Genomic DNA, 25,990 nt, shown 5'->3' on the forward strand with positions numbered 1-25,990 from the left:
ATGGCGGCGCGGCCGAGCTGGGGCGGACATCTGCGGCTGTCGCTGGTGTCCTGCCCCGTTTCCCTGTTCCCGGCGACGACCAGCGCGCATGACGTGCGCTTCCACCTGATCAATCCCGAGACCGGCAATCGCATCCGCACCAAGGTCTTCGATGCGGATGGGGAGGAGGTGGAGCGCAAGGACCTGGTGCGCGGTTACGAGATCGAGAAGGACGAATACATCCTGCTGACGGATGAGGAGATCAAATCCGTCCGGCTGGAATCGACGCGCACCATCGACATCGAGCGCTTCGTCGATGCGGCGGCGATCGACCGCATCTTCTGGAACGAACCCTACTACCTGGTGCCCGACGGCAAGGCCGGCGTGGATGCCTTCATGGTGATCCGCACCGCCATGGAACAGGCTGGAAAGGTGGCGCTGGCGCGCGTCGTGATGGGCACGCGGGAGCGGATCGTGGCGATCGAGCCGCGTGGCGACGGGATGCTGGTGACCACGCTGCGCACGCGCGACGAGGTGCGCGAGGCGGAGGAGTATTTCGAAGATATCCCGAACCGCAAGGCGGATGCCGGGATGATCGAGATCGCCGAGCGCATCATCGCCCAGAAGGCCGGACCCTTCGACCCCTCCGAATTCACCGATCGCTACGAGGAGGCGCTGCGCGCGCTGATCGAGAGCAAGCGTGACGGCGATGGCGGCGGCACCAAGGCCCCGCCGCCGCGCGAGGACAATGTGATCGACCTGATGGAGGCGCTGCGGCGCAGCCTGGAGGGTTCGTCCGGCAAGGCGGCGCCGGAGAAGGTGGCGGCGCGCGCCAAGGCGAAGCCGGCAGCCAAGGCGGCCGCGAAGCCCGCGGCGAAATCCAAGGCGCCGGCCAAGAGCCCCGCCAAGTCTCCCCCGAAGAAGGCGCCGCCGCGCAAGCGCGCCGCGTCCCGCTGATGCCGGTCGCCGGCGATTCGCTGCAGGCCTATCGCGCCAAGCGCAATTTCGGCCGCACGCAGGAGCCGCAGGGAAGCCTGGCGAAGCAGGGCGAGCGGCTGAGCTTCGTGGTGCAGCGGCATGATGCGACGCGGCTGCATTACGACCTGCGCCTGGAATGGGGCGGCGTGCTGAAGTCCTGGGCCGTCACCCGCGGCCCCTCCCTCGATCCCGCCGACAAGCGCCTGGCGGTGGAGGTCGAGGATCATCCGCTGGACTATGGCAGCTTCGAAGGCACGATCCCGAAGGCCGAATATGGCGGCGGCACGGTGCAGCTGTTCGACCGCGGCCTTTGGGCGCCGCTGAACCCGGACAGCGTGGATGAAGACCTGGCCAAGGGGGAATTGAAATTCGTCTTGGCGGGGGAGCGGCTGAAGGGCGGCTTCGTGCTGGTGCGGATGAAGCCGCGCCGCGGCGCGAAGCCGGAACCTCGCCACAACTGGCTGCTGATCAAGGAGAAGGACAGCATGGCGACGCCCGGCGCGGGCGATGCCGTCCTGCGGGCCGAAACCTCCATCGCCAGCGGCCGCACCCTGGCGGAGATCGCCAAGGGCGCGGCGCCACCGGCGAAGCCGGCCGCGAAGGCGAAGGCCGCGCCGAAGACGAAGGTCGAGCCAAAGCCGGCGCCGAAGACGAAGGCCGCACCCAAGGCCAAGGCCAGCGCGGCCGTGCCGCGTTTCGTCGAACCGCAGCTCTGCCGCCTCGTCTCCGCCCCACCGGCCGGCAAGGACTGGCTGCATGAGCTGAAGATAGACGGCTACCGCCTGCAGCTGCGCATCGAGGGTGGCCGCGCCACGCTGCGCACGCGCACCGGCCTCGACTGGACCGATCGCTTTCCCGCCATCGCGGAGGCGGCCAAGGCCCTGCCGGATGCGCTGATCGACGGAGAGGCGGCGGCGCTGGATGCGCAGGGCCAGCCGCATTTCCCGACGCTGCAGGGCTTCCTCTCCGGCACCAACACCGCGCCGCTGGTCTTCTTCGCCTTCGACCTGCTGCAGGACGGCACGCGCGACCTGCGCGGCGAACCCCTGGAGGCACGCAAGGCGGCATTGAGGAAAATGCTGCCGGCGAAGGGCGCCGTGCTGCGCTACCTGGAGCATTTCCCCGCACCGGGAGAGGCCGTGCTCGCCTCCGCCTGCCGGCTGGAGATGGAGGGCATCGTCTCCAAGCGCCGCGACGCGCCCTATGCCTCCGGCCGCGGCGACAGTTGGGTGAAGTCGAAGTGCCGCGGCCGGGATGAATTCGTCATCGGCGGTTTCAGCCGGGGCGTGCGCGGGCATGGGCTCGGCGCGCTGCTGGTCGGCGCCTGGCGGGACGGCAAGCTGGCCTATCTCGGCCGCGTCGGCACCGGCTATTCGGCGGCCACCGCGACCGACCTGGTGTCCCGCCTCACGCCCCTCGAACGCCGCGGCAGCGCCTTCACCGGCAAGCCCGCCAAGACCAGCGACGTGGTCTGGGTGAAGCCTGAGCTGGTGGCGGAGGTCGCCTATGGCGGCTGGACCGAGGAAGGCCTGCTGCGCCATGCCAGCTTCCAGGGGCTGCGGGAGGACAAGCCGGCGAAATCGGTGACGCCGCCGCCCGAGCCGGAGGCGCCCGCCGCGCCGCGGACCAGGCCCGCGGCGAAAGCCCCCTTGGGCATGAGCCACCCGGACCGCGTGCTGTGGCCGGAGACGGCCAAGACGCCGGCGCTGACCAAGGCGGATCTCGCCGCCTATTTTGATCGTTTTGCCGATCGCATCCTGGCGCATGTCGCGGGACGGCCGCTGTCGCTGCTGCGGGCGCCGGATGGCATCACCGGCGGGCTGTTCTTCCAGCGCCATGCGATGCCCGGCCAGTCGCCCCTGATCGGCGCCGTGCAGGTGGAGGGCCAGGCCAAGCCCTATATGCGCATCGACGATGCCGCCGGCCTTGCCGCGCTGGCGCAGGTCTCGGCGGTGGAGCTGCATCCCTGGGGCGCGAAGGCGGATGCGCCCGGCGTGCCGGACCGGCTGGTCTTCGACCTCGACCCGGATGAGGGCATTCCCTTCGATCGCGTGCTGGATGGCGCGCGGGAACTGCGCGAGCGCATCCAGGCGCTGGGCCTCGCGCCCTTCGCCCGCGTCACCGGCGGCAAGGGGCTGCATGTGGTGGTGCCGCTGGCGCCGCCGAAGGGCAAGGGCGGCCCCGGCTGGCCCGAGGCCAAGGGTTTTGCCCGCCTGGTCTGCGCGATGATGGAGCGGGATGCGCCGAAGCTCTACACCACGACGCTGGCCAAGAAGGCGCGCAAGGGCCGCATCTTCCTCGACTACCTGCGCAACGACCGGCTTTCCACCGCCATTGCCAGCTGGTCGCCGCGCGCGCGGCCCGGCGCGCCGGTGGCCTGTCCGATTCCCTGGTCGGCGGTGAAGAAGGGGCTGGACCCCGCCGGCTGGACCCTCGCCGGTCTGCTGGCCGCGAAGAAGATGCCGGCCGATCCCTGGGCGGATTTCGCCGCCGCCGCTGGCAGCCTGCGGGACGCCATCGAGAAGGTCTCCCGCGCCGCATGAAACAGCTCTTCTCCCCGCGCGCCGACCGCCTGCTGCGCGGCTTCGGCATCATCGGCGCCGCCGCGCTGGTGCTGGCGGCCACCGTCGGCTTCGCCCTCAGCCGTTCGGATGGCACCTGGGGCGTCGGCACGCCGGCCGCGCAACCCATTCCCTTCAGCCACGCCATCCATGCCGGCCAGATCGGGCTGGACTGCCGCTACTGCCATGCGGGGGTCGAGCAGGCGGCCGATGCCGGCATGCCCACGGCCGAGACCTGCCTCGGCTGCCACAGCCAGGTCTGGAACGTCTCCGCGCAATTCGCGCCGCTGCAGACGGCGCTGGCGCTGGGCAGGCCCGTCACCTGGTCCTCCGTGCATCGGCTGCCGGAACATGTGCGCTTCCAGCACGCGGCGCATATCGGCGCCGGCGTCACCTGCGCGCAGTGCCACGGCCCGGTGGAGACCATGGCGCGCACGGTGAAGACCGAAACGCAGTCCATGGGCTGGTGCCTGGATTGCCACCGGGAGGCGACGCCGCAATCCGCTTCCCTGGTGGCGGCCAGCCATGCGCAATTCGGAGTCGAGGTGCCGCCGCTGGCCAATTGCTCCACCTGCCATCGCTGATCCGCACGGAACCGTCCCGGGCACACCGCGTTGCCCGATCAAGGACGGGGGATGCTGCATGTCGGAGACGCCGGGACGCTGCCGGGCCGCCTTGAGCCTGGGCGGCGCTTGCCTGCTGCTCGCCGCCTGCAGCGGCGTGCAGACGCCGCTCGACCCCATGGGCGACCATGCGGCGCGCATCGCCGTGCTCACCTGGGTGCTGTTCATCGGCGGCACCGCCATCTTCGTCCTGGTGATGGGCCTGCTGGTCTTCGCGCTGATCGCCCCCGCGCGCGTGCGCCAGGCCTTCGGCAACCGCCGCTTCGTGGTCGGCGGCGGCATCATCTTCCCCACCGTCACGCTGATCGCGCTGCTGGTCTACAGCCTCGGCGTTTCCCGCGCCGTGGTGCTGCCGACCAGCGACAACCCGCTGCGCATCGAGGTGATCGGCCGGCAATACTGGTGGGAAGTGCGCTACCCGGATGCGGGCGAAGGCGCCGTCACCGCCAACGAACTCCGCCTGCCGGTGGGACGGGAGGTGGAGCTGCTGCTCTCCTCCGGCGACGTCATCCACAGCCTCTGGATCCCGAATCTGCACGGCAAGATGGATATGATTCCGGGCCGGGTGAACCGCCAGCGCATCCGCGCCGACCGGCCCGGCGTGATGCGCGGGCAATGCACCGAATTCTGCGGCGTTCAGCATACGCTGATGGCCTTCTATGCGGTGGCGCAGGAACCGGCGGAATTCGACGCCTGGCTGGCCCTGCAGCGCGCGCCCATCCCGCCGCCTGCTACGCCCGAACAGGCGCGCGGCATGCAGGTGTTTGGCGAGGCCGGCTGCGGTGCCTGCCATACGGTGCGCGGCACGGAATGGCAGGCGAAGCTGGGGCCGGACCTGTCCCGCATCGGCTCGCGCCTCTCGCTCGCCGCGGGCGCGCTGGAGAATCATCGCGGCACGCTGGCCGGCTGGGTCGCCGGCGCGCAGGACATCAAGCCGGGCAATGCCATGCCCGCCTTCGGCCGGTCCATTCCGGGCGATGATCTGCTCGCGGTCGCGGCCTGGATGGAGTCGCTGCGGTGAGCGACATCCCGACCCCCAATGCGCTGCCGCGGCCCGAGGCCGAACTCGCCGAGCTGAAGCGCATCTGGCGCCAGCCGCCGGGCTGGCGCGCGCTCTCGGAGGTGAACAACGGCCTCATCGGCCCGCTCTTCATCGCCACCGCGCTGCTGTTCTTCCTGCTGGCCGGCCTGCTGGGGCTGGTGATCCGCGCGCAGCTGGCCTTTCCGGGGCTGACGCTGGTGAACCCGGATACCTACAACCAAGTCTTCACCATGCATGGCACGGTGATGATGTTCCTCTTCGCCGTGCCGGCGGTGGAGGCGGTGGCGATCGCGCTGCTGCCCTCGATGCTCGGCGCGCGCGAACTGCCGTTTCCGCGGCTCGGCGCCTATGCCTTCCTGATCTACCTGATCGGCGGGCTGCTGTTCTACGCCAGCATCTTCTTCGGCATCGCGCCCGATGGCGGCTGGTTCATGTATCCGCCGCTGACCAGCAAGGCCTATTCGCCCGGCATCAACACGGACATGTACCTGCTGGGCATCGGCTTCATCGAGATCAGCGCGATCGCCGGCGCCATCGAGTTGATCGTCGGCATCCTGCGCTGCCGCGCGCCGGGCATGACGCTGGGGCGCATGCCGATCTATGCCTGGGGCATCCTGGTATTTGCCGCCATGGTGATCTTCGCCTTCCCGGCGGTGATCATCGCCAGCACGCTGCTGGAACTGGAACGCGCCTTCGACTGGCCCTTCTTCCTGCCGGAACGCGGCGGCGACCCGATGCTGTGGCAGCACCTGTTCTGGTTCTTCGGCCATCCGGAAGTCTACGTCATCTTCCTGCCGGCGGCGGCCATGGTCTCCATGATCGTTCCGGCCATGGCGCAGGCGCGGCTGGTTGCGCATTCCATGGTGGTCACGGCGCTGGTGGGCACCGGCTTCCTCAGCTTCGGGCTGTGGGTGCACCATATGTACACCACGGGCATTCCGCCGCTGTCGCTGTCCTTCTTCGCCGCCGCGGGCTTTGCCGTCTCCATCCCCTCCGGCCTTCAGGTCTTCGCCTGGATCGCGACCTTCGCCAGTGCGGGCAAGCGCATCCGCTTCACCACGCCGGCGCTGTTCATCCTGGGCTTCCTGTTCATCTTCACCCTCGGCGGGCTGACCGGCGTCATGGTCTCCGTCACCCCCTTCGACTGGCAGGCGCACGACACCTATTTCATCGTCGCCCATCTGCACTACGTGCTGATCGGCGGCATGGTCTTCCCGCTGTTCTCGGCGCTGTACTACTGGGCGCCGGCGCTCGGCAGCCAGCTGTCGGAGCGGCTGGGCAAGACCGCCTTCTGGCTGCTGTTCCTCGGCACCAACCTGACCTTCTTCCCGATGCATATCAGCGGCTTCATGGGCATGCCGCGGCGCATCTACACCTTCCCCTCCGGCTTCGGGCTGGAGCTGTGGAACCTGCTCTCCTCGATCGGCGCGGCGATGTTCGCGGCGGGCGCGCTGGTGCTGCTGGTGGATGTGGTGAAGAACTTTCGGATCGGCGGGCAGGAGGGGCAGGAGAACACCTGGAACGCCGGCACCATGGAATGGCTCGACAGCCCCGAATACGGGCTGCGCAGCATCCCGCTGGTGCGCGACCGCTACCCGCTGTGGCACGACCCCGACCTGAAGCGGCAGGTGGAGGCGGGCGGCCATTTCCTGCCCTTTGCCGCAACAGGGCGGCGGGAGGCGCTGATCGGCAGCCCGGCGGAGGCGACGCCGCAATACATCGCCTTCGTCGCCGGGCCCGGCTGGGGACATGTGGTGGCCGCCGTCGGCACCGCAGGCTTCTTCCTCGCGCTGACCGGGCCCTTCCTGATCCCGGCGGCGGTCTTCTTCCTGATCGCGCTGGCCGGCTTCATCGGCTGGGTCTGGCACGGCACGGATTTCGGCCCTGTGGGGCCGGAGCGCGTGGATATCGGCGGCGGCATCGTGCTGCCGACGCATGCGACGGGTCCCGTCACCACCTCCTGGTGGGCGATGGTCTGCACCATGCTGGTCAGCGGCACCTCCTATGCCTGCCTGATCGGCAGTTACCTGTTCCTCTGGCTGGTGAATGGCGATGCCATGTGGCCGCCGGCGGGGCAGGGCCTGCCGGCGCTGGGCTGGGGCGTCACGGCGCTGGCGCTCTATGGCGGCGCGGCGCTGTCGCTGGTCGTGGCCTCCGCCACGCTGCACGATGGCCGCGGCTGGACCCACCGGTTGGCGCTGCTGGCGGGGCTGGGTCTGCTGACGGCCGGGATGCTGGCGGATGGCTGGGCGCTGTGGCAGGGGCCGATCTGGCCGACCCTGCATGCCTATGGCGCCAGCGCCTGGGGGCTGTTCGTCTGGCAGGTGGCGCATGTCCTGATCGCGCTGCTGATGGGCAGCTACACGCTGGCGCGGTCGCTGGCCGGCAAGCTGGGCGGGCAGCGGCGCCTGACCTTGGACAATACCCGCCTGTTCTGGCTCTACACGGTGGCGCAGGGTGCGGTGGGCATCGTGCTGCTGCACGGCTTCCCGAGGCTGCTGCCATGAGCGGCCATGCCGCGTCGCGCGGACCGCGCGCCACCGTCGCCGTGCTGGCCAGCGCCGGGGGCCTGGCGCTCTGGGCGCTGCATTTCACGCTGATCTACGCGATCAACGCTTTCGCCTGCGAGCGGGGCTACGAGGGTGCGCGCCTGCTCGGCCTGCCCTGGGTGCCCATGATGATCGGCCTGGCGACGCTGGTGGTGGCGGTGCCGCTGCTGCTGATCCTGCGCGGTGCGACGCGCGGCCTGGGTGGCCCGGTGACCGAAGGCGGCCAGGCGGAGCCGCGCTTCACCAGCTGGTTCGCCGCCGCGGTCGCCGGCTATTCGCTGCTGGCCGTGCTGTTCCAGGCGGCGCCGTCGCTGGTGCTGCCGGCCTGCGGCGTGGGCTACTGACCCAGGGGCCGCCCCTCCGGCCGGTCCAGCCGCGGGCGGATGCGCGGCTCCGGCCGCGTCCCGGCCTCGCCCTGTGCCAGGGGCTGGCCCGGCGGCACATCCGGCGCCTGGCCCAGCGTGTAGAGATAGGCGGCGATGTCCAGCGCCTCATCCTGCTGCAGCGGCAGCGCCGGCATGGCGGAGCCGGGCGAGACCGCCTGCGGGTTCTGCAGGAAGGCCACCAGGTTCTGGGGCGCATTGGGCAGCCGCCCGGCCACATAGCCGCGCCGTGCCCATTCCATCAGCGGCGGGCCGACCCAGGCGACCGCGCCCTCGATGCCCGGGATCACATGGCAGGCGCCGCAGCCATGGGCGGCGATGGCGATGCGTCCGCGCGCCGGATCCCCGCCCGCGACCCGCAGCTCGGCCGGCACCGCCTCCTCCCCACAGGCCGCGAGCAGCAGGGCGCCGGCGGCGAGCAGGGCGGGCAGCGCGGGGCCGCGAGGGGGCTGGGACATGCGGGGGCAACGTGGAAAGGCCCGACGCGGTTGCAGCGGTGGGGAACCAAAGCCGCGCTGGGGCGTAGCCCGGATACGGCGCGACCATCCATCCGGAGCCATCATGACCCCGCCTGACGCGCTGCCTGATCCCCTGCCGCCGCCAGACCCGGATCGCCGCAGCCTGCTGCGCGCGGCCGGCGCCTCGCTGGCCCTGGCGACGGCGGCGGGCTGCGATGTCGGGCCGCAGGAATTCGGCAGCCCGCTCTATGCCCCGGCGCGCGGCGCGGATGCGGCCTCCGCCGGGCTGCGCCGCTATGCCACGGTGCTGGACCTCGATGGGCTGGGCCGCGGCGTGCTGGTGCGGGCGCGGGATGGCCATGCCATCAAGATCGAGGGCAATCCGCGCCACCCGGCCAGCCTCGGCGCCACCGATGTCTTTCTCGAATCTGCCGTGCTGGCGCTGCACGATCCGGCGCGGTCGCGCAGGCTCCGCCGGTATGGGCGTGTGGAACGCGATGCGGCGCTTTTCGCGCGGTATATGGCGGAGCAGCGTGCGGCGCTGGCGGCGACGGGTGGGCAGGGGTTTCGGCTGCTCACCGGGCCCATCGCCTCCCCCACCCAGCGGCGACTGATCGCGGCCCTGCTGGCGCAATGGCCGGGGGCGCGCTGGCATGTCCATGCGCCGCTGGCCGATGCGGCGGCGGCAGCCGGTGCGCGCCTTGCCTTCGGCGAAGCGGTGACGCCGCTGCCCGACCTTTCGCGCGCCACGACGGTGCTGTGCCTCGGCGCCGATCCGCTGGGCCCCGGCCCCGCCCAGCTCGCCCAGGCGCGCGGCTGGGCCGAGGCGCGGGCGCGGGGGCGGCAGGCGGGGCGGCTGCCGGCGCTGATCGTGGCCGAATCCACGCCCAGCCTCACCGGCGCCAAGGCCGACCGCCTGCTGGTGCTGCCGCCCTGGGAGATCGAGGCGCTGGCCCGCGCCGTGGCCGCGGAGCTCGGCGTGGCGGCGGCGGAAGGGGCCACGCATCCGGAGGCCGCGGCACTGGCTGCCAGCCTGCGCGCCGCCGGCGCCGAGGCCTGCGTGCTGGCCGGCCGCGGGCAAGCCGTCGCGGTTCACGCGCTGGCCCATGCGATCAACGCCACGCTCGGCGCCGAAATTCCCTGCATCGCGGATCCGAACGCGGCCGAGGCCGGCACGCTGGAGGAACTGTCCGATGCTGTCGCGGCTGGGCAGGTGACGCATCTGCTGGTGCTGGATGCCAACCCCGTCTTCGACGCGCCCGCCCCGCTCGACATGGCCGCGCTGCTGCGCGCCGTGCCGCATAGCCTGCATGCGGGGGGCCAGGTGGATGAGACGGCGCTGGCATGCGGTTGGCACCTGCCGCTGCGCCACCCGCTGGAGTGTTTCGGCGATTCCCGCGCCTTCGACGGCACCGCCGCCCTGCGCCAGCCCGCCACGATGCCGCTGGTCGAGGCCGCGCGCGCCCCGGAGGAGCTTCTGGGCGCACTCGCCGGCCTGCCGGGCGACGGTCTGGCGCTGGTGCAGGAAACCTGGCGCGGCGTCTGGGGCGAGGCTTTCGCGGAGAACTGGCTGGTGGCGCTGGAAGCGGGCGTGATCGCCGACAGCGCGACGCCCCCGCAGGTGCTGCCGCTGCGCGCGGATTTCGCGCTGCCGTCGGCCACGCCGCAGCCTTCCACGCCGGTCGCACTGTTCGCGCCAGACCCGAACCTCTGGGACGGGCGCTTCGCCACGGAGGCCTGGCTGCAGGAGCTGCCGCGGCCGCTGGGCAACCTGGCCTGGGGCAATGCCGTGCTGATGGCGCCGGCCGATGCCCGCGCCGCGGGGGTGGCGGAGGGCGCGGTGGTGGAACTGCGCCTCGGTGGCCAGACGCTCCGCGCGCCGGTGCTGGTGGTGCCGGGGCAGGCGCCAGGCGTGGTCACCCTGCCGCTCGGCGGCGGGCGCCGTGCCGCCGGCGGCGTGCCGGGCGCGGTCGGGATCGACGCCTATCGCCTGCGCCCGGCGGCCTCGCCTTGGCTGGCCGAGGGGCTGCAGATCCGCGCGACCGGCGCCGAAGCCTGGGCGGAGCGTGGTGCCGAGCACGCGCTGGCCGGCGATACGCCGCGCGTGCGCCGCCTGGCGCCCGACCAGGCGGTGCCGCCGCTGCCGCCGCCGCGCTCGCTCTATCCGGACTGGACCTATCCCGGCCATGCCTGGGGCATGGCGATCGACCTCGATACCTGCATCGGCTGCAATGCCTGCGTCGTCGCCTGCCAGGCGGAGAACAACACGCCGGTGGTGGGGCCGGAGGAATCGGCGCGCGGCCGCGCCATGCACTGGCTGCGCGTCGATCGCGTGGTGACCGGCACGGCGGAGGCGCCTCAGGTGGACTACCAGCCCGTCCCCTGCATGCATTGCGAGAAGGCGCCCTGCGAGGTGGTGTGCCCCGTGAACGCCACGGTCCATGACCATGAAGGGCTGAACCTGATGGTCTATCCGCGCTGCATCGGCACGCGCACCTGTTCCAACAACTGCCCCTACAAGGTCCGCAAGTTCAACTGGGCGGGCTATGCACGGCAGGCGGATGCGGTGCCGGTGCGCAATCCGGAGGTGCCGCTGCGGCCGCGCGGCGTGATCGAGAAATGCACCTATTGCCAGCACCGCATCAAGGGCGCGCAGGATGTGGCGCGGCAGGAAGGCCGCGCGCTGCGCGACGGCGAGATCACCACCGCCTGCCAGGCCGCCTGCCCGACGCGCGCCATCCATTTTGGCGACATCAACGACCCGGACAGCGACGTGTCGCGCGCCAAGTCGCAAGGGCGCAACTACGCGCTGTTGGGAAACCTCGATACGCGGCCGCGCACCACCTACCTGGCGAAGCTGGTCGGATGAGCGGCGCGGAATTCACCACCCGCCCGGTTTCCGACCCGCCGCTGCGCGAGGATTTCGGCTGGCGCTTCGCCGGCGCGGTGGCCGGCGCCGGGCTGCTGACACTGCTGCTGGCCTATGCGGTGGTGGCGCTGCTGATCGAGGGCACGGCGCTCTGGGGCACCAATATCCCCTTCGTCTGGGGTTTTGATCTCATCAACTACGTCTGGTGGATCGGCATCGCCAATGCGGCGAGCCTGTTCGCCGTGGTGCTGGTGCTGCGCCGGCACGGGCTGCGCACGGCGGTGAACCGTTTTGCCGAAGCCGCCGCACTGGCGGCGGTGGCGGCGGCGGCGATCTACCCGATCCTGCATCTTGGCCGGCCCTGGCTGTTCTACTGGACCTTCCCCTATCCCGCGACCTACCAGGTCTGGCCGAATTTCCGCAGCACGCTGGTCTGGGATTTCTGGGGGATCATGTCCCATGTCGTGGTCACCGGCCTGTTCTGGTACACGGGGCTGATCCCGGACCTCGCCACCATGCGCGACCGCGCGGTGGCCCGTTCGCGCATGGTGCAGGCGCGCATCTATGGCGTGGCGGCGCTGGGGTGGCGCGGATCGGTGCGGCACTGGGCGCGGCATCAGGCGGCCTATCGGCTGGTGGCGGCGATGGTGCTGCCGATGCTGGTCTCGGCGCAGACCATCGTGGCGCTGGAATTCGCGACGACGCTGGTGCCGGAATGGCACCAGGCGCGGCTGCCGCTGCATGTGGTGGCCACCGGCATTCCCTCCGGCCTCGGCGTGGTGCTGGCGCTGGCCGCGCTGCTGCGCGGCGGGCTGGGGCTGACCCGCTATATCGATGACGACGACATGCGTCTGCTGGCCAAGCTGACGGCGGCGGCGGCGCTGGCCTGCGGCTATCTCTATGCCGAGGCGCTGCTGGTGGCGGTGCTGGAGGATGCGACGACGCGCCAGGCGATCGCCGCCCGCGCCTTCGGTGCCTATGCCGGCCTCTACTGGGGCGGCGCCCTGCTGGTGGTGGTGGTGCCGCAGCTGCTGTGGCTGAAGCGGGCGCAGATCCAGGCGCGCTGGGCGGTGCCGATCGGGATCGGCGCCGCGGCGGGCGTCTGGCTCGACCGCTTCTCGCTCGTCGCCGGCGGGCTGCTGCGCGACCACCTGCCGAATCCCGCGCCGCTCTATGTGCCGACCGTGCCGGAATGGACGCTGCTGGCCGGCACCATCGGGCTTTTCGCGCTGCTGATGCTGGGCTTCGCGCGCTTCGTGCCGGTGGTGTCGATGTACGAGACGCGGCACGAGGAAAGCGAGGCGGATGTGCCATGACGCCAGGGGTGATCGCGGAATTCGACGATCCGGAGGCGCTGGTCGCGGCGCTGCGCGCGGCGAAGGATCACGGCTGGCGGCGCATGGATGCCTATGCGCCCTATCCGGTGCCCGAGGCGGCGAAGCTGCTGGGCGCCACCGGCGCGCGCGTCGCCTGGATCGCCATCGGCGCGGGGCTGTTCGGCGCGGCGCTGGCCTATGCGACACAGTGGTGGCTCAGCGTGCATGTCTATCCGCTGAATGTCGGCGGCCGGCCGCTGCATGCGCTGCCCCCCTTCCTGCCGGCGACGACCATCGTCGGCATTCTGTGGGCCGCGGCGGGCGCGCTGATCGGCATGCTGGCGCTGAACCGGCTGCCCCGCCTGAGCCATCCCGTCTTCGCCGCCCAAAACTTCGGTCGCGCCAGCGAGGATCGCTTCTTCCTCTGCCTCTTCGAGGGTGATCCCGGGCTGACGCTGCGGGAGGCCGAGTATCTGCTGCGCCGCCAGAAGCCGCTGCGCCTCTCGGTCTTGGCGACATGAGGCGTGGCCTGATCCTGGCGCTTCTGCTGTCCGGCTGCGACGGCTGGCAGGCTGCCGCGCCCAGCCCGCCGCCCGCGCCGCCGCCGCCGGGCGCCGTGGCGCAGGGCGAGGCCGCGCGACGCCAGGCCCTGGCCCCGCCGGGCCCGGCCGTCACGCCGGCGCTGCTGGCGCATGGCGCGGATCGCTACGCCATCTTCTGCACCCCCTGCCATGGCGCGACCGGTGCCGCCGACGGGCCGGTGGTGGCACGCGGCTTCCCCGCCCCGCCGCCTCTGCCCGCCGAGGCCGCCCTGACCATGGCGGTGATCGCCGAGAACCGTGCCCGCGCGCATCCCTTCGCCGACCGGCTCTCGCCCGAGGATCGCTGGGCCATCGCCCGCTTCGTGGAGCGCCTGGCGCCATGAAGTGGCTGCTCGCCCTGGCACTCGGCGCCGTCGCGCTGGCGGTGTCCTTCGCCGGCAGCGCGGCGCTGCTGGAGGCCTGGCTCACGGGCTTCCTGCTCTGGCTGCATCTCGGCGTCGGCGCCATCGGCGTGCTGGCGCTGGGGCATCTGCTGCGCGAGGAGTGGCTGGCGCCGGTGCGCGCGCCGCTGGAAGCCGCGGCGCGCAGCCTGCCGCTGTTGGCGCTGATGGCGCTGCCGCTGCTGCTGGTGCCGGACCAGCTCTACCCCTGGGCGCATGTGGAGGCGGAGCCCGGCCCGCGCGCCGCGCTGCTGCAGCCCTGGGCCTTCCGGCTGCGCAGCTTGGCCTATCTGCTGGTCTGGGCGGCGCTGGGTTGGCGGCTGGCGCGGCCGGGGCCGCAGCGCGGCGCCTCCGTCCTCGCTTTGGTGCTGCTGCTGCCGACGGCGACGCTCGCCGGCTTCGACTGGGTGCTGTCGCGTGACACCAGCTGGTACGCCAGCCTGCAGGGCTTTTCCATGTGGGTGGCGGGGCTGGCGGCGGCGCTGGCGGCGGCCATCCTGGCCGCGCGGACGCATCCCAGTTCGGAAGGCCTGCCGGGACTGGAACGGGCGCTGCTGACGCTGGGCCTGGCGGTGCTGTGGCTGTGGTTCACGCAGTTCATCGTGGTCTGGATGGCCGACCTGCCGGAGGAGGCGGGCTGGTACCTGCGGCGGCTAGGGGAGTGGCGCTGGGTGCAACTGGGCCTCGCTTTGCCGGCGCTGCTGCTGGCCATCGCGCTCGCCGCGCCGCCAGATCATGGGCGCTGGCGCATGGTGGCGGTGTGCTGGCTGCTGCTGGTGCAATTCGCCGCGCATCTGTGGTGGGTGGTGCGGCCGGACGCGCCGCTGGCCACGCCCGCGCCCTGGCTGGACCTGCTGGTGACGGGCGGGCTGGGCCTGGCCTTCGCCCTGTGGTGGCGGGCTGGCCTGCGGCGCCTGAGCTAGCCCCGCCCACCGGCCAGCCGCCCTGCCTCCACGCTGCGGCCGAGCCGCAGCATGGCCAGGCAGCCCAGCGCCGGCCCCAGCGCCAGCACCGCGAAGGCCCCACCCCAGCCCAGCGCCGCCACCATCGGCGGCATCAGCTGGATGGTCACCAGCGTCAGCGCGAAGCCCAGGCAGGTCTGCACCGTCAGCATGGTGCCGGTGAGGCCAGGCTCCGCCAGCTCCGCCACGCTGGCCGAGAACTGCGCCGAATCCGCCACCACGGCGATGCCCCAGACCACGCCGAGCAGGATCCCCACCGCCGGATGCAGGCCAAACAGCGGCCCCGCCAGCAGGCAGCAGCCGCCGGAGACGGCCATGGCGGTGACGGTGACGCGCACCCGCCCGATGCGATCCGCCGCCAGCCCGGCGGCGACCGAGCCCAGCGCGCCGGCGGCGATCACCGCGAAGCTGGCCAGCGCGGCCTCCGCGGGCCGTGGCGCATCGCCGCGCCAGGCGGCGAAGCTCGCCGCGAAATACAGGCCGATCCAGGCCCACATCGCATAGAGCTCCCACATATGGCCGAGATAGCCGAGGGTGGCCAAGCGGGTGCCGCGGTTGCGGAACAGCGCCAGCGCGGCGGCGGGCCGGAAGGGCGGGGCTGGGGCATGGCGCGGGCCGAGCCGCACCAGGCCGATCAGCGTCGCGCCCGCGACGGCGGAGAGGCTGGCCGCCAGCATCACTGGCCGCCAGGCGGCGCCGCCGAATGCGGCCAGCAGATGCGGCGCGGCGGAGCCCAGCGTCAGCCCGCCCACCAGCAGCCCCACCACCAGGCCCATATCGCCGCGATCCGCCCAGCCGGCGGCGAGCTTCATGCCGACCGGATAGACGCCGGCCAGCGCCATGCCGGTGACGAAGCGCAGGGCGATCACGCCCTCCGACCCCGGCGGCAGCAGCAGGATCAGCGCATTGGCCGCCGCGCCGAGCAGCGCGCTGGCGGCGAAGACGCGGCGCGGGTCGTGCCGGTCCGGCAAGGCGAGGGCGGCGGAGAGCAGCGTGCCGAGCACGAAGCCCGCCTGCACCGCGCTGGTCAGCAGCGCCTGGAAGGTGGCGCCGCGGCCCGGCGCCTCCGCCAGCATGCCCGGGCCGGCGGCGGTGGAGGAGAACCACAGCGCCAGCGCCAGCACCTGTGCCAGCGTGATCAGCGCGACGTTCCGCACCTTTGGCGTAATGCCCAGCGATGGGCCGCAGCGGGATGGCCTGGCGGCAGCAGGCGGTCGGCGCCGAACAGCTTCTCGCGGTAGGTGCCGGGGGCGTAGCTGGTCTTGTAGAGGCCGCGTTCCTGCAGCACCGGCACGACGAGGTCGATGAAGTCCACCAGGCTCTCGGGCAGCACGGTGCGGGACAGGTTGAAGCCGTCCACGCTGGCGTCGCGCATCCAGCCTTCCAGCGCATCCGCCACCTGCACAGGGTCGCCGACGATCGGCGGCTGACGGCTGCCGAGAACGGACTGCTCCAGCAGCATGCGCGGCGTCCAGTCCGGGCCGGCGACCTTGGCCATGGCCTCGACATTGGAGCGGATCGCCTGGCTCTCGCCGGCGCGCACCGGCTCATCCATGCCGAACTTTTTCAAATCGATGCCGAGCGAGGCGGAGGCATGGGCGAGGGCGCCTTCCGCGCTGGCCCAGCTGGCGTAGTCGCTGAGCTTGTCGCGCGCCTCCGCTTCCGTGCGGCCGACCACGACGGTGGCGCCGGCGAAGACGAGAATGGAGCGCGGCGCGGCGGCTGCGCGCAACTGTGCGACGAGGCGCGCGACCACGGCGGGGTTGGTGCCATTCACAAAGACGCATTCGGCATGGGTGCCGGCAAAACGGCGGCCGCGTTCGCTGGCGCCGGCCTGGTAGAGCACGGGCGTGCGCTGCGGCGAAGGCTCCGCCAGATGAATGGCGTCGATCCGGTATTGCGGGCCGCCGTGCTGGATGCGGCGGACCCGCGCGGCATCGGTATAGACGCCGCCGGCGCGGTCGCGCTTCACCGCATCCCCGGCCCAGCTGCCCTCCCACAGCGCATAGACCGCCTGCATGTATTCATCCGCCAGATCGTAGCGGTCGTCATGCTGCATCTGCGCATCGTGGCCGAGTGCGCGGGCGGCGCTGTCCAGATAGCCGGTGACGATGTTCCAGCCGATGCGGCCGCCGGTCAGGTGGTCCAGCGTGCTCATCCGGCGCGCGAAGAGGTAGGGCGGCTCATAGGCCAGGTTGCAGGTCACGCCGAAGCCGAGGTTCTGGGTTACCGCCGCCATGGCCGGCACCAGCAGCACCGGGTCCAGCAGCGGCACCTGCACGCCGCCGCGCAGCGCCGCATCCGGGCTGCCGCCATGGACATCGTAGATGCCGAGCACATCGGCCAGGAACAGCCCGTCGAACAGCCCGCGCTCCAGCAGCCGGGCCAAGTCCGTCCAGTGTTGCAGGCTGGTGTAGTTCGCGGCGGTGTCGCGGGGGTGGCGCCACATCCCCTGCTGGATATGGCCGGGGGTCGCCATGTCGAAGGCGTTCAGGCGCATCATGCGGGGCGATTCCTCGGGCCGTGTTGGCCCGATCATGCCCGAGTTGCGGCGTCAGGCCAGCAGTTCGCGCAGCCGGCCGGTTTCGACCTTGCCCAGCGCCGTGCGCGGCAGGGCCGGCACGGTGACCACGGCGCGGGGAATCTTGAAGCGGGCGATCTGGCCCTCGAAATGCGCCAGCAGGCGGGTCGCTTCGAAATCCGGCGCGGGCACGACGACGGCGACCGGCACTTCCCCCCAGCGCGGATCGGGGCGGCCGATGATGGTGCCCTCCAGGATGCCGGGGGCGCTGCGCAGCAGGCGCTCGACCTCCGCCGGGTAGATGTTCTCCCCGCCGGAGATGATGACGTGCTTCAGGCGGTCAGTGAACCAGAAGCGACCCTGGGCATCGAGACGCCCGACATCGCCAGTGGCGAACCAGCCTTCGGAATCCAGCGCCGGCACATCCGGCCAGTAGCGGCGCAGCGTGGCGGGGCCGCGGATCAGGATCTCGCCTTCCGTCGCGCCGCCGGCGATGCGGGCTTCGGCATGCAGGGCCGGCCGGCCAAGCGAGCCGGGGGCGGCCAAGGCCTCGGCGCGGTCCTGGATGATGGCGATGGGGCAGGTCTCGGTCGCGCCATAGACCTGCTGCACCGGGATACCACGCGCATGAAACGCCTCGATCAGCGGCAGCGGCACGTCGGAGGAGCCGGCGCCGATGGCGCGCAGGCTGGAAAGATCCGCCGAGGCCCAGCGGGGATGGCTGACGAGAGCCTGCATCACCGCGGGCACCAGCAGGGTGAGGGTGGGGCGGTGGCGGACAAGATCGTCGAAGAAGGCGTCCGCGTCGAAGCGCGGATGCAACAGAACCTCGGCGCCCGCCATCAGCGCCGGCGTGGTCTGGATATTCAGCCCGCCGACATGGAACAGCGGCAGCACCGTCAGCACGCGGTCCTGTGCCGTGATTTCGAAGGCGTGCTGCGCGCTCAGCGCATTGTGCCGCAGCGCGCGCTGGTCCAGCACCGCGCCCTTGGGGCGGCCGGTGGTGCCGCTGGTATAGACCAGCAGCACGGGGCTTTGGTCATCGCCGTCATCCGGCGCGGGGCCGGGCGCGGCGAGGCTGGTGGCATCCACCGCATCCGGCATGGCCGCAAGCATGTCCGGCGTGGCCAGCAGCAGCTTCGCGCCGGCATCCTCCAGGATGAAGCGCCATTCCGGCGGCGCCAGGCGCCAGTTCAGCGGCAGCAGCAGCGCGCCGAGCCGCGCGCAGGCAAACAGCGCCACGATCTGCGACGGGTGGTTCTGGCCGAGGAAGGCGACGCGATCCCCCTGTCGCAGGCCGCGCGCCGCCAGCGCCGCCGCCATCGCCACCACCTGCCGGTGCAACTCGCCATAGCTCAGCGCCACATCGCCGAAGCGCAGCGCGATGCGATCGGGCGGCGGCGCGGTGAGCCAGTGCTTCACTGGTCCGTCTCGCCCTTTTCATAGAGCGTGTCGCGGCCGAGGCGATCCAGGCAGAGCTCCGCCGTCCAGGGCAGCATCAGCGCGCCGCAGCGGCTGTCGCGATACATCCGTTCCAGCGGCAGCGACTTCAGCATGGACTGCCCGCCGCAGGTGCGGATCGCCAGGGCGCAGAGCGCATTGGCATTCTCCATCACCGTGTATTGCGCGGCCAGTGCGCGCATCATCTGGTCCTTCGTCGGATCGGGCCGTGCATCGGTGATGGCCTGGAACCACAGCGCCTTGGTCTGTTCCAGCATGATGCGCATCTGCGCGACCGCGATCTGCTTCGTCGGATACATGCGGCGCTTCACCGGCGGCGTGCCCGGCACCTCGCCACGCAGGTATTTCACCGTGAAGTCATAGGCCGCCTGGCAGATGCCCATGTAGGTGGGCGAGAGGGTCATGAACATATGCGGCCAGCGCGTCGCCGCCTGGAAATACAGGCCCGGCGGCATCAGCGCCGCGTCCTCCGGCACGAAGACATCCTTGAAGAGCAGGTTGCGGGAAACGGTGCCGCGCATGCCGAGCGGGTCCCAATCGCCTTCCACCGTGACCCCCGGCGCCGTCGCCGGCACGCCGAGATAGAGCGTATCCCTGCGCGACAGTTTCTCGCCCTCATGCACTTCTGTGCAGAGGATGCCGTAGTAGTTCGCGTGGCCCGCAAGGCTGGCAAAGATCTTCTTGCCGTTGATGAGGAAACCGCCCTCCACGCGCCTGGCCGTGGTGCCGAAGGCCGCCGCGCCCGCCGCTGCCGCGCCGCCTTCCGAGAAGGGCTGCGAATAGATCGCGCCATCTTCCAGGATGCGGTCGTAATGCATGCGGCGCCGGCGGCGATGCGTCGCGCGGGCCTCGTCGGGGATGTCGAGATCCTCGGTCAGCGCGCCGGTCCAGAGGGTGGAGCAGACATGCATGTTCCAGGTCAGCGCGGTGGCGCCGCAGTACCGGCCGAGCTCCGCCGCCGTCATGCAATAGGCGCGGAAATCGGCGCCGAGCCCGCCCTCATCCTTCGGGATGCAGATACCCAACAGGCCTTCGCGATGCATGTCGCGGTAGTTGTCGGTGGGGAAGGTGGCCTCCCGGTCCCAGCGCGTGGCGCGGGGCGCGAGCACGCTGGCACCGAAGCGGCGCGCCTTGGCGGTCAGCTCGGCCTCGAAGGGGGTGAGGCGAAAGGCCGCGGCGTCGAAGATCGGGGCGTCGTCCAGCGAGGTGGCGGGCAGGGCGTCCATGGCTCAGCTCTCCAAGGCGTCGCGCAGCGCCGCGCGAAACGCCGCCGGCTTTTCGAGGTGGATCAGGTGGCCGGCCTCGGGGATGACGATGATCCGCGCGCCCGCAATCGTCTGCGCCATGCGCTGCATTGTCTTCAGCGGCGCGGCTTGGTCGCGCTCGCCGGCGATCAGCACGGTGGGCACGCTGATGCGCGCCAGATCGGCGCGGCGGTCGAAGGTGGTCAGGCAGCGCAGCGTCTCGCGATAGACTGCATCCGGCACGGCCTGCATCGCTTCCAGCGCGCGGGCATGGGCATCCGGCGCGGCCTCGGGGCTGAACATGCCTTGCAGCATCGCGGGTGCGGCGTCGCGCATGGTGCTGCCTTCCAACGGGCCGAGCCGCGCCTTCAGGAAGGATTCGGCAAAGCTCGGGTCGCGCCCGCCGAAGGCTGGCGTGGTGCCGTAGAGCACGAGCTTCGCGACGCGGTCGGGATGGGTGGCGACGAAATCCTGCGCCACCATGCCGCCCATGGAATGGCCGACCAGCGTGGCCTTGGCGATGCCGCGCGCATCCATCGCATCCAGCAGCGCCTGCGTCAGCGCGGGGAAGGTCATGGCGGGCAGCGGCGCCGTGCCGCCAAAACCCGGGAAGGGCCAGTCGAGGGCATCTCGGGAAATTTCGCCCCAGGAGGGGCCGCCGATGCCGTGCAGCAGGATGGTGGTCATGGAACGAGCCTCCCCTCGAGGACGACGGGCTCGCCATCCAGCGCGATGGTGCAGCCGAAGACGGGGATGTCGAAATGGCCCTCGGTGAAGCGGCCCGCGAATTCATTGGCGCCGGTCGAGAACAGGAAGTTCCCGGCCGCCGCGCGCAGTTCCGTGCCATTGGTGTCGCGCGGGCCGTAGAACATCAGCGCCTCCCGCCGCGCGCGGGGATTCAGGCCCCAGCCGACATGGCTGACCGCATAGGCCGCGCGATCGCCCCAGGCGGCCAGGTAGTCGCGCATGACGATGGCATCGGGGCCCGTGCCCTCGATCGCGGTGACATGGTCATCCACCAGCGTCAGGCGTACCGGGCTTTCGATGGTGCGCTTGAAGGTCAGGTTCACGTCGCCGGGCGCCAGCACCAGCGTTCCATTGACGGTGCCCGCGCGCGGAAAGCTGACGACGACGCCGCCCGGCCAGTGCGCGATGGTGCCGGGCCGGTCGGTCCAGCCCCAGACGCCGGCGGTGACGGCGCCGGCCATATCCACCGTGAGGTCGGTGCCCGCCGCGCTCGTCACCGTCATGCTCTTCGCCGCCCGCGTCCGCTTCACCGCGGCCTTCACCGGCGCCTCATCCTCCGGCCGCGGCACCAGCCGCTCCAGCGCCTCCGGATGCTCGTTGGAGACCATCAGGATGCGCGCGCCGGCGGAAAGAATCTCCTTCAGCTCCGGCGCGTGCAGCAGGCCTTCCAGCGTCAGGTCCAGCACCAGCGACGAGGCCTTAAGCGCCGCCAGCGCGGCGGGATGCCCCTGCAGGGCGCGCGACGCGCCGGTGGAGCGCACCGGTACGGGCGCGGATTGCCGCGGCGTCGGCACCACCAGGCGGAAGGGCCGGCAGCCCAGGCGATGCGCGGCGAGCTCCGCCAGGTCGATGTTCAGCGGGCGGGACTGGCTTTCCGCCAGCAGGCAGACGACCTCCCCCGGCTGCGCCTTGCACAGGCGGAGCACCGCCTCGAAGGCCTCGATCCATTGCGGCTCGATCCGGTCGTCGCGCAATCCCGGTCCCTCCCTGCCCTGGCCGGCAGGATAACGCTGGTCCGCGAGATATGAAAAGTCATATATTGACCGGCATGCAGACGGAACCGCGCTTCGTCCAGGACTATCTGCTGGCCCTGCTGGCGCGGGCGAGCCATGCGGCCTCGGCCGGCTTCCATGCGCAGCTGAAGGCCCGCGGCGTGGCGGTGCCGGTCTGGCGCGTGCTGGCGACGCTGGAGGGCGCGGGAGAGGGCGTCACGGTCGGCGAGCTGGCAGCCACCTGCCTGATGCAGCAGCCCACCATGTCCAAGCTGCTGGACCGGATGGCGGCGGAGGGTCTGGTCACCCGCCGGCGGGAAGGCCGGTCGATGCGCGTCCTGCTCACGCTTGGCGGTGTGACGCTGGCGGCCGAACTGGTGGCCGAGGCCCGCGCGCACGAAGCCGTCCTGCTGGCCCGCCATGCCGGAGCCGCGCCGGCCTTGAAGGCTCTGCTCAGAGAGATTGCGGGCTAGCGCGCCGCGCGGCCGCAGCGATCGACGACGCGGCGTCGGAAGCCGTGGACGCATCCCTTGGGCATGTCAGGCGTCCTTGTGCCTTGCTCCGATGGCTTGACACAGATCTTGCAACGCAGCCGCAGCCCGATCCGCCAGCGCCTTTCATTCGGGCACCAACCCCACAGCCGGATGCCCGCACAGACGGTCATCGACCAACTCAGCTAGAACATGCGCCATGTGCAGCGCCTCGTGGCAGCCGAAAGTGCCTGGCGCGAAGCGTTCAGCTTCCACCGGCTCAATCGTGTCCGGCATCGCTCGCCCCTCCTGCTTGGGGCCGAGCATATCGGGGATGCGGCACCACTGCGATGCGGACAGTTTCAGCCGGACATCTTCAAACTGAACCACTGTTGTCCGATAGGACGGTTGTGCCCTGGCAGGCCGCGGATGGCGCGGAAGGGCCGGGAGCCCTCGTCCAGGACGGCAGGGCGCGATGCGGAGACATCGCGCCGCGCGGGCCGGCCCGCCCTTGGCGGCCGCGCCGCGCCTTCCCATCTCCGCGCCATGCCCTCAATGGATAAGCTCGGCCGCATCGTCCTGGTGCTGCTCGTCGTCTCCGCCCTCGTGCAGATCGCGCGCCTCGTCTTGTCTTAACGCGCGCGCCCGGTAAGGGTGCGGTCGACATGCAGGGAGCGTGGGCAGTGCAGGTGGCGGTGATTGGCCTTGGGGCCATGGGCATGGGGGCGGCGCTGTCCTGCCTGCGCGCGGGGCTTTCGGTGACCGGCTGCGATTTTTCGTCTGCCGCGCGCGACAGCTTTGCCAAGGCGGGCGGCCAGGTGGCGGCCAGCGCGGGGGCCATCGCGGCGGGGACGCAGGCGGTGCTGCTGCTGGTGGTCAATGCCGCGCAGACCGAAGCGGCGCTGTTCGGTCCGGAAGGCTGCGCTGCGCGGCTCGCCCCCGGCGCCGTCATCATCGCCTCCGCCACCATGGGCCCGGACGATGCCCGGCGCCTGGCGAAGCGCGCGGAAGAAGCGGGTTTTCTCTACCTGGATGCGCCCGTCTCCGGCGGCGCGGCCAAGGCGGCGGCGGGGGAGATGACGGTCATGGCCTCCGGCAGCCCGGCGGCCTTCGCCAAGGCGAAGCCGGTGCTGGATGCGGTCGCCACCAAGGTGTGGGAGCTGGGCGAGGACCCCGGCATCGGCGCCACGGTGAAGGTCGTGCACCAGCTGCTGGCCGGCGTGCATATCGCCGTGGCGGCGGAGGCGATGGCGCTCGGCATCCGCGCCGGCGCGGATCCCCAGAAGCTCTACGACGTGGTGACGAGTGCGGCCGGCAATTCCTGGATGTTCGAGAACCGCATGGCGCGCGTGCTGACCGGGGACGATGCCCCGCGCAGCGCCGTGGATATCTTCGTCAAGGACCTCGGCCTGGTGGCGCAGATGGCGCGCGCGCTGGACCACCCGGTGCCGCTGGCCAGCCAGGCGCAGCAGCTGTTCACGGCGGCCAGCGCCATGGGCCATGGCCGCGCCGATGATGGCTTCGTCATCCGGGTCTGGCAGGCGCTGACCGGCATTCCGTTGCCGGGGGACGGAAAATCTAGCTGAAGGCGGTGATGATCACCGCGATCAGCAGGAAAAGGGCGGTCAGCGCACTGCCCGCGCGCACCAGCTCCCCTGCCTTTTCGCGATCCACAAGCGGACCGGCCGGCGGCCGCGGCGCATCCTTGCCGGTGGGCGTATCCCCATAGGGGTCGTGCAGGCCCAGGAATTCGGACCTCGGCTTTTTGGCCTGGGCTATATTTGCCTGGGACATGTATGACCCGTGGAGTGAACCTCGCTAAATTTAGCCGTGGCCTTGTTTACGGGAAACCAACCAACGGTTGCATAGAGCGTGAACAAAACAGAGTTTCACGTGGGTTTCGGGTAGGTTTCCGCCCGCACCTCCTCCAGGAAGGGGGCCCGCAGCCCGGCCGGGCAGACCAGCTCGGTTTCCACATGGTCGGGGTGCAGGGTGTGGCGCAGGAAGCCGGTGACGCGGTCCCCCGGCAGTCCCGGCTGCATCTCCGGCTCGCAGACGAAGGAGGCGGGCGGGGCCCAGGCAAAGACCACCTGGCCGCGCTGCTGCATGCGATGCAGGTGCAGATGGCCGGAGGCGACCAGGCGCAGCGCCGGATGCCCCAGCAGGGGCACCAGGGCTGGCCTTCCTTCGGGCGGCACGGACCAGTAGTCGAAGGGATCGCTCGGCTTCTCCACGAAGGCGGGCTTGTGCAGGAAGGCGGCGATGCGGCGGCGGCCGAGGCCTTCCAGGGCCTGCACCAGCCAGGCGGCCTGGGCGGCTTCCTCGGCCAGGCCCGTGCCCATGATCTCCGTGTTCAGCCCGATCAGCCGCCAGGCCTCCCCGCCCGGACCGTCCAGGTCGTGGCAGAAGCGATCGGCGCCGAATTCGGCCTGCCAGCGGGCCAGGCGGGCGGCATCCACCGGCTGGTCCGGCATGCTGCGGCGGTCGCTGCCCACATCGTGGTTGCCGGGAATGGTCAGCAGCGGCGCGCTGCCGGCGGCGCGGCGGAAGGCGGCGGCGGCGAAGGCGAGGTCGGCATCGCGCCCCGCGCCATCCAGCGAGAGATCGCCGCTGCCCACCAACGCCTGCGGCGGCGCCGCATGCAGCACCGCCTCGATCCGCGCCATATTCGCCTGGAAGACGGTGGTGCGGGGCCCGAGATGGGCGTCCGAAATCTGCGCGACGATCAGCGGCATGCGGGCTCCTGGACAGGCGGGGCGGTGGAGGCGCGGATCACCAGTTCCGGCACCAGGCGGATATTCTGGCGCGGCCGCGTGGGGTCGGCCATTTCCGCCAGCAGGATCTCCGCGGCCTGGCGGCCCATGGCGTCGTGCTGGATGCGGATGGTGGTCAGCGCCGGGTGGATGCGGTCGACGAAGGGCATGTCGTTGAAGCCGGTGACGGAGATATCCGCGGCGACGCGCAGCCCGGCCGCCTCCATCGCGTCATAGACGCCGAGGCAGAGCATGTCGTTGGCCACCGCCACGGCGGTGAAGCCCTTCCCCGGCTCGGCCAGCAGCGCCTGCATCGCGGCGCGGCCGGCCTCGCGCGTATAGGCCTGGGCAGGCCGCAGCGCCGCGGGTTCCAGGCCATGCTGCGCAAGCCTGTCGCGGAACCCCTGCAGACGGTCCGTGGCGGTGGAGACCCCCTCCGGCCCGCCGAGATGGGCGATGCGGCGATGGCCGAGCGCCACCAGGTGGTCCACCGCCAGGCCGATGCCGTGCCGGTCGTCATTGGTGACGGCGGAGACCGCGGCGCAGCCCGCCCCCTCCGGCATGCGGCGATTGATCAGCACGGCGGGAATGCCGAGCCGGGCGCAGAGCGAGATGGCGCCGGTGCCGGCGGCGGCGGAGGCCAGCATCAGCCCATCGACCAGATGCGTCGCCATGCGCTCGATCAGCAGCGCCTCCCGCGCCGGGTCGTTGTCGGTATTGGCCACCAGCGTGGCATAGCCCTGCGCCGCCAGCAGGGTTTCCACCGCATGCAGGATGGGCGGGAAGATCGGGTTGATCAGATCCGGCACCAGGATGCCGATGGTGCGGGATTTGCGGGTGCGCAGCCCGGCCGCCACGGCGGAAGGCCGCCAGCCCAGCCGGTCCGCCACAGCCGCCACGCGCAGCGCCACCGCCTCCGTCACCATGCCGCGGGTGGCGGGGTTCAGGGCGCGGGAGACGGTGGAGGCATGCACCCCGGCTTCGCGGGCGACATCGGCGATGGTGGCGCGGGGTGGGGAGGCGCCGGGGAGGGCGTCGGGATCGCGGGGTGGGGGCAGGGACATCCAGGCGGCTATAGCGCAAGCCCCGGAAAAGCGGGC

24 protein-coding genes are annotated in these 25,990 nt (G+C 71.5%); 13 read left to right on the forward strand and 11 right to left on the reverse strand.

Annotated features, from left to right (window positions below):
* The 6 genes from ku to J3S20_RS04925 are packed head-to-tail and all read left to right on the forward strand — an operon-like array spanning position 1 to position 8,076.
* Entirely contained in the window at positions 1-936 is a 936-nt protein-coding gene (gene ku / locus J3S20_RS04900) for a non-homologous end joining protein Ku (RefSeq protein WP_216835115.1), read from the forward strand.
* Positions 936-3,500: a DNA ligase D gene (ligD, locus tag J3S20_RS04905; protein WP_216835117.1), complete on the forward strand. Its 2,565-nt coding sequence runs from the start codon at positions 936-938 to the stop codon at positions 3,498-3,500. Before ku ends, ligD begins: the two co-directional genes overlap by 1 nt.
* Positions 3,497-4,102 carry a cytochrome c3 family protein gene (locus tag J3S20_RS04910; protein ID WP_216835119.1) on the forward strand — a complete coding sequence of 202 codons (606 nt, stop codon included), beginning with the start codon at positions 3,497-3,499 and terminating at the stop codon, positions 4,100-4,102. The genes ligD and J3S20_RS04910 overlap by 4 nt, the downstream gene beginning before the upstream one ends.
* 58 nt (positions 4,103-4,160) lie before the next feature.
* Positions 4,161-5,162 (forward strand): cytochrome c oxidase subunit II, encoded by a 1,002-nt coding sequence (gene coxB, locus J3S20_RS04915; protein WP_216835121.1) that lies wholly within the window; start codon positions 4,161-4,163, stop codon positions 5,160-5,162.
* The gene (locus tag J3S20_RS04920) at positions 5,159-7,690 is read left to right on the forward strand and encodes a cbb3-type cytochrome c oxidase subunit I (protein WP_216835123.1); all 2,532 of its coding nucleotides are present in this window, start codon (positions 5,159-5,161) and stop codon (positions 7,688-7,690) included. The genes coxB and J3S20_RS04920 overlap by 4 nt, the downstream gene beginning before the upstream one ends.
* Positions 7,687-8,076, forward strand: coding sequence for a hypothetical protein (locus J3S20_RS04925; RefSeq protein WP_216835126.1), 390 nt, complete (start codon positions 7,687-7,689; stop codon positions 8,074-8,076). The genes J3S20_RS04920 and J3S20_RS04925 overlap by 4 nt, the downstream gene beginning before the upstream one ends.
* On the opposite strand, the gene J3S20_RS04930 is transcribed toward J3S20_RS04925, so the two are convergent.
* Positions 8,070-8,573 carry a c-type cytochrome gene (locus tag J3S20_RS04930; protein ID WP_216835128.1) on the reverse strand — a complete coding sequence of 168 codons (504 nt, stop codon included), beginning with the start codon at positions 8,571-8,573 and terminating at the stop codon, positions 8,070-8,072. The two genes, J3S20_RS04925 and J3S20_RS04930, sit on opposite strands and share 7 nt — an antisense overlap.
* A 103-nt stretch (positions 8,574-8,676) precedes the next feature.
* Between J3S20_RS04930 and J3S20_RS04935 the strand changes: the two genes are divergently transcribed.
* Genes J3S20_RS04935 through J3S20_RS04955 form a run of 5 tightly spaced genes read left to right on the forward strand, consistent with a single transcriptional unit; the run spans position 8,677 to position 14,663 of the window.
* On the forward strand, positions 8,677-11,442 hold the full coding sequence (locus J3S20_RS04935) for a 4Fe-4S dicluster domain-containing protein (RefSeq protein ID WP_216835130.1): 2,766 nt from the start codon (positions 8,677-8,679) through the stop codon (positions 11,440-11,442).
* Positions 11,439-12,758: an NrfD/PsrC family molybdoenzyme membrane anchor subunit gene (nrfD, locus tag J3S20_RS04940; protein ID WP_216835131.1), complete on the forward strand. Its 1,320-nt coding sequence runs from the start codon at positions 11,439-11,441 to the stop codon at positions 12,756-12,758. The genes J3S20_RS04935 and nrfD overlap by 4 nt, the downstream gene beginning before the upstream one ends.
* Positions 12,755-13,279, forward strand: a complete 525-nt coding sequence (locus tag J3S20_RS04945; RefSeq protein WP_216835133.1) for a DUF3341 domain-containing protein — start codon at positions 12,755-12,757, stop codon at positions 13,277-13,279. Before nrfD ends, J3S20_RS04945 begins: the two co-directional genes overlap by 4 nt.
* Positions 13,276-13,683, forward strand: coding sequence for a c-type cytochrome (locus tag J3S20_RS04950; RefSeq protein ID WP_216835135.1), 408 nt, complete (start codon positions 13,276-13,278; stop codon positions 13,681-13,683). The genes J3S20_RS04945 and J3S20_RS04950 overlap by 4 nt, the downstream gene beginning before the upstream one ends.
* On the forward strand, positions 13,680-14,663 hold the full coding sequence (locus tag J3S20_RS04955) for a hypothetical protein (RefSeq protein ID WP_216835137.1): 984 nt from the start codon (positions 13,680-13,682) through the stop codon (positions 14,661-14,663). Before J3S20_RS04950 ends, J3S20_RS04955 begins: the two co-directional genes overlap by 4 nt.
* Here the strand turns inward: J3S20_RS04955 and J3S20_RS04960 are convergent.
* From J3S20_RS04960 to J3S20_RS04985, 6 genes are read right to left on the reverse strand one after another with little or no spacing between them, the layout of a single operon-like run.
* Complete coding sequence (locus J3S20_RS04960) at positions 14,660-15,859, reverse strand: MFS transporter (protein ID WP_343215155.1); 1,200 nt, start codon at positions 15,857-15,859, stop codon at positions 14,660-14,662. The two genes, J3S20_RS04955 and J3S20_RS04960, sit on opposite strands and share 4 nt — an antisense overlap.
* Positions 15,841-17,205, reverse strand: coding sequence for an LLM class flavin-dependent oxidoreductase (locus J3S20_RS04965; RefSeq protein WP_246602263.1), 1,365 nt, complete (start codon positions 17,203-17,205; stop codon positions 15,841-15,843). Before J3S20_RS04965 ends, J3S20_RS04960 begins: the two co-directional genes overlap by 19 nt.
* A 51-nt stretch (positions 17,206-17,256) precedes the next feature.
* Positions 17,257-18,645: an AMP-binding protein gene (locus J3S20_RS04970; protein ID WP_216835141.1), complete on the reverse strand. Its 1,389-nt coding sequence runs from the start codon at positions 18,643-18,645 to the stop codon at positions 17,257-17,259.
* Positions 18,642-19,910 (reverse strand): acyl-CoA dehydrogenase family protein, encoded by a 1,269-nt coding sequence (locus J3S20_RS04975; RefSeq protein ID WP_216835143.1) that lies wholly within the window; start codon positions 19,908-19,910, stop codon positions 18,642-18,644. The genes J3S20_RS04970 and J3S20_RS04975 overlap by 4 nt, the downstream gene beginning before the upstream one ends.
* Positions 19,911-19,913: 3 nt before the next feature.
* Positions 19,914-20,615, reverse strand: coding sequence for an alpha/beta fold hydrolase (locus tag J3S20_RS04980; protein ID WP_216835146.1), 702 nt, complete (start codon positions 20,613-20,615; stop codon positions 19,914-19,916).
* The gene (locus J3S20_RS04985; RefSeq protein WP_216835148.1) at positions 20,612-21,649 is read right to left on the reverse strand and encodes a M29 family metallopeptidase; all 1,038 of its coding nucleotides are present in this window, start codon (positions 21,647-21,649) and stop codon (positions 20,612-20,614) included. Before J3S20_RS04985 ends, J3S20_RS04980 begins: the two co-directional genes overlap by 4 nt.
* A 74-nt stretch (positions 21,650-21,723) precedes the next feature.
* Between J3S20_RS04985 and J3S20_RS04990 the strand changes: the two genes are divergently transcribed.
* Entirely contained in the window at positions 21,724-22,140 is a 417-nt protein-coding gene (locus tag J3S20_RS04990) for a MarR family winged helix-turn-helix transcriptional regulator (protein ID WP_216835149.1), read from the forward strand.
* Positions 22,141-22,284: 144 nt separating this feature from the next.
* On the opposite strand, the gene J3S20_RS04995 is transcribed toward J3S20_RS04990, so the two are convergent.
* Positions 22,285-22,434, reverse strand: a complete 150-nt coding sequence (locus J3S20_RS04995; protein ID WP_216835151.1) for a hypothetical protein — start codon at positions 22,432-22,434, stop codon at positions 22,285-22,287.
* A gap of 368 nt (positions 22,435-22,802) precedes the next feature.
* Between J3S20_RS04995 and ltnD the strand changes: the two genes are divergently transcribed.
* The gene (gene ltnD / locus J3S20_RS05000) at positions 22,803-23,723 is read left to right on the forward strand and encodes an L-threonate dehydrogenase (protein ID WP_216835152.1); all 921 of its coding nucleotides are present in this window, start codon (positions 22,803-22,805) and stop codon (positions 23,721-23,723) included.
* Here ltnD and J3S20_RS05005 read toward each other — a convergent pair.
* The 3 genes from J3S20_RS05005 to J3S20_RS05015 all read right to left on the reverse strand — a co-directional run bounded on the left by J3S20_RS05005 (position 23,716) and on the right by J3S20_RS05015 (position 25,954).
* A complete protein-coding gene (locus tag J3S20_RS05005; protein ID WP_216835154.1) occupies positions 23,716-23,931 on the reverse strand; it encodes a hypothetical protein in 216 nt (71 codons plus the stop codon). The genes ltnD and J3S20_RS05005 overlap by 8 nt on opposite strands.
* 95 nt (positions 23,932-24,026) lie before the next feature.
* Entirely contained in the window at positions 24,027-24,872 is an 846-nt protein-coding gene (locus tag J3S20_RS05010) for a metallophosphoesterase family protein (protein ID WP_216835156.1), read from the reverse strand.
* Positions 24,863-25,954 carry a LacI family DNA-binding transcriptional regulator gene (locus J3S20_RS05015; RefSeq protein ID WP_216835158.1) on the reverse strand — a complete coding sequence of 364 codons (1,092 nt, stop codon included), beginning with the start codon at positions 25,952-25,954 and terminating at the stop codon, positions 24,863-24,865. Before J3S20_RS05015 ends, J3S20_RS05010 begins: the two co-directional genes overlap by 10 nt.
* Positions 25,955-25,990 lie beyond the last annotated feature (36 nt).

Source organism: Falsiroseomonas tokyonensis (assembly GCF_019024325.1).
In the GTDB taxonomy this organism is placed as follows: Bacteria; Pseudomonadota; Alphaproteobacteria; order Acetobacterales; family Acetobacteraceae; genus Falsiroseomonas; species Falsiroseomonas tokyonensis.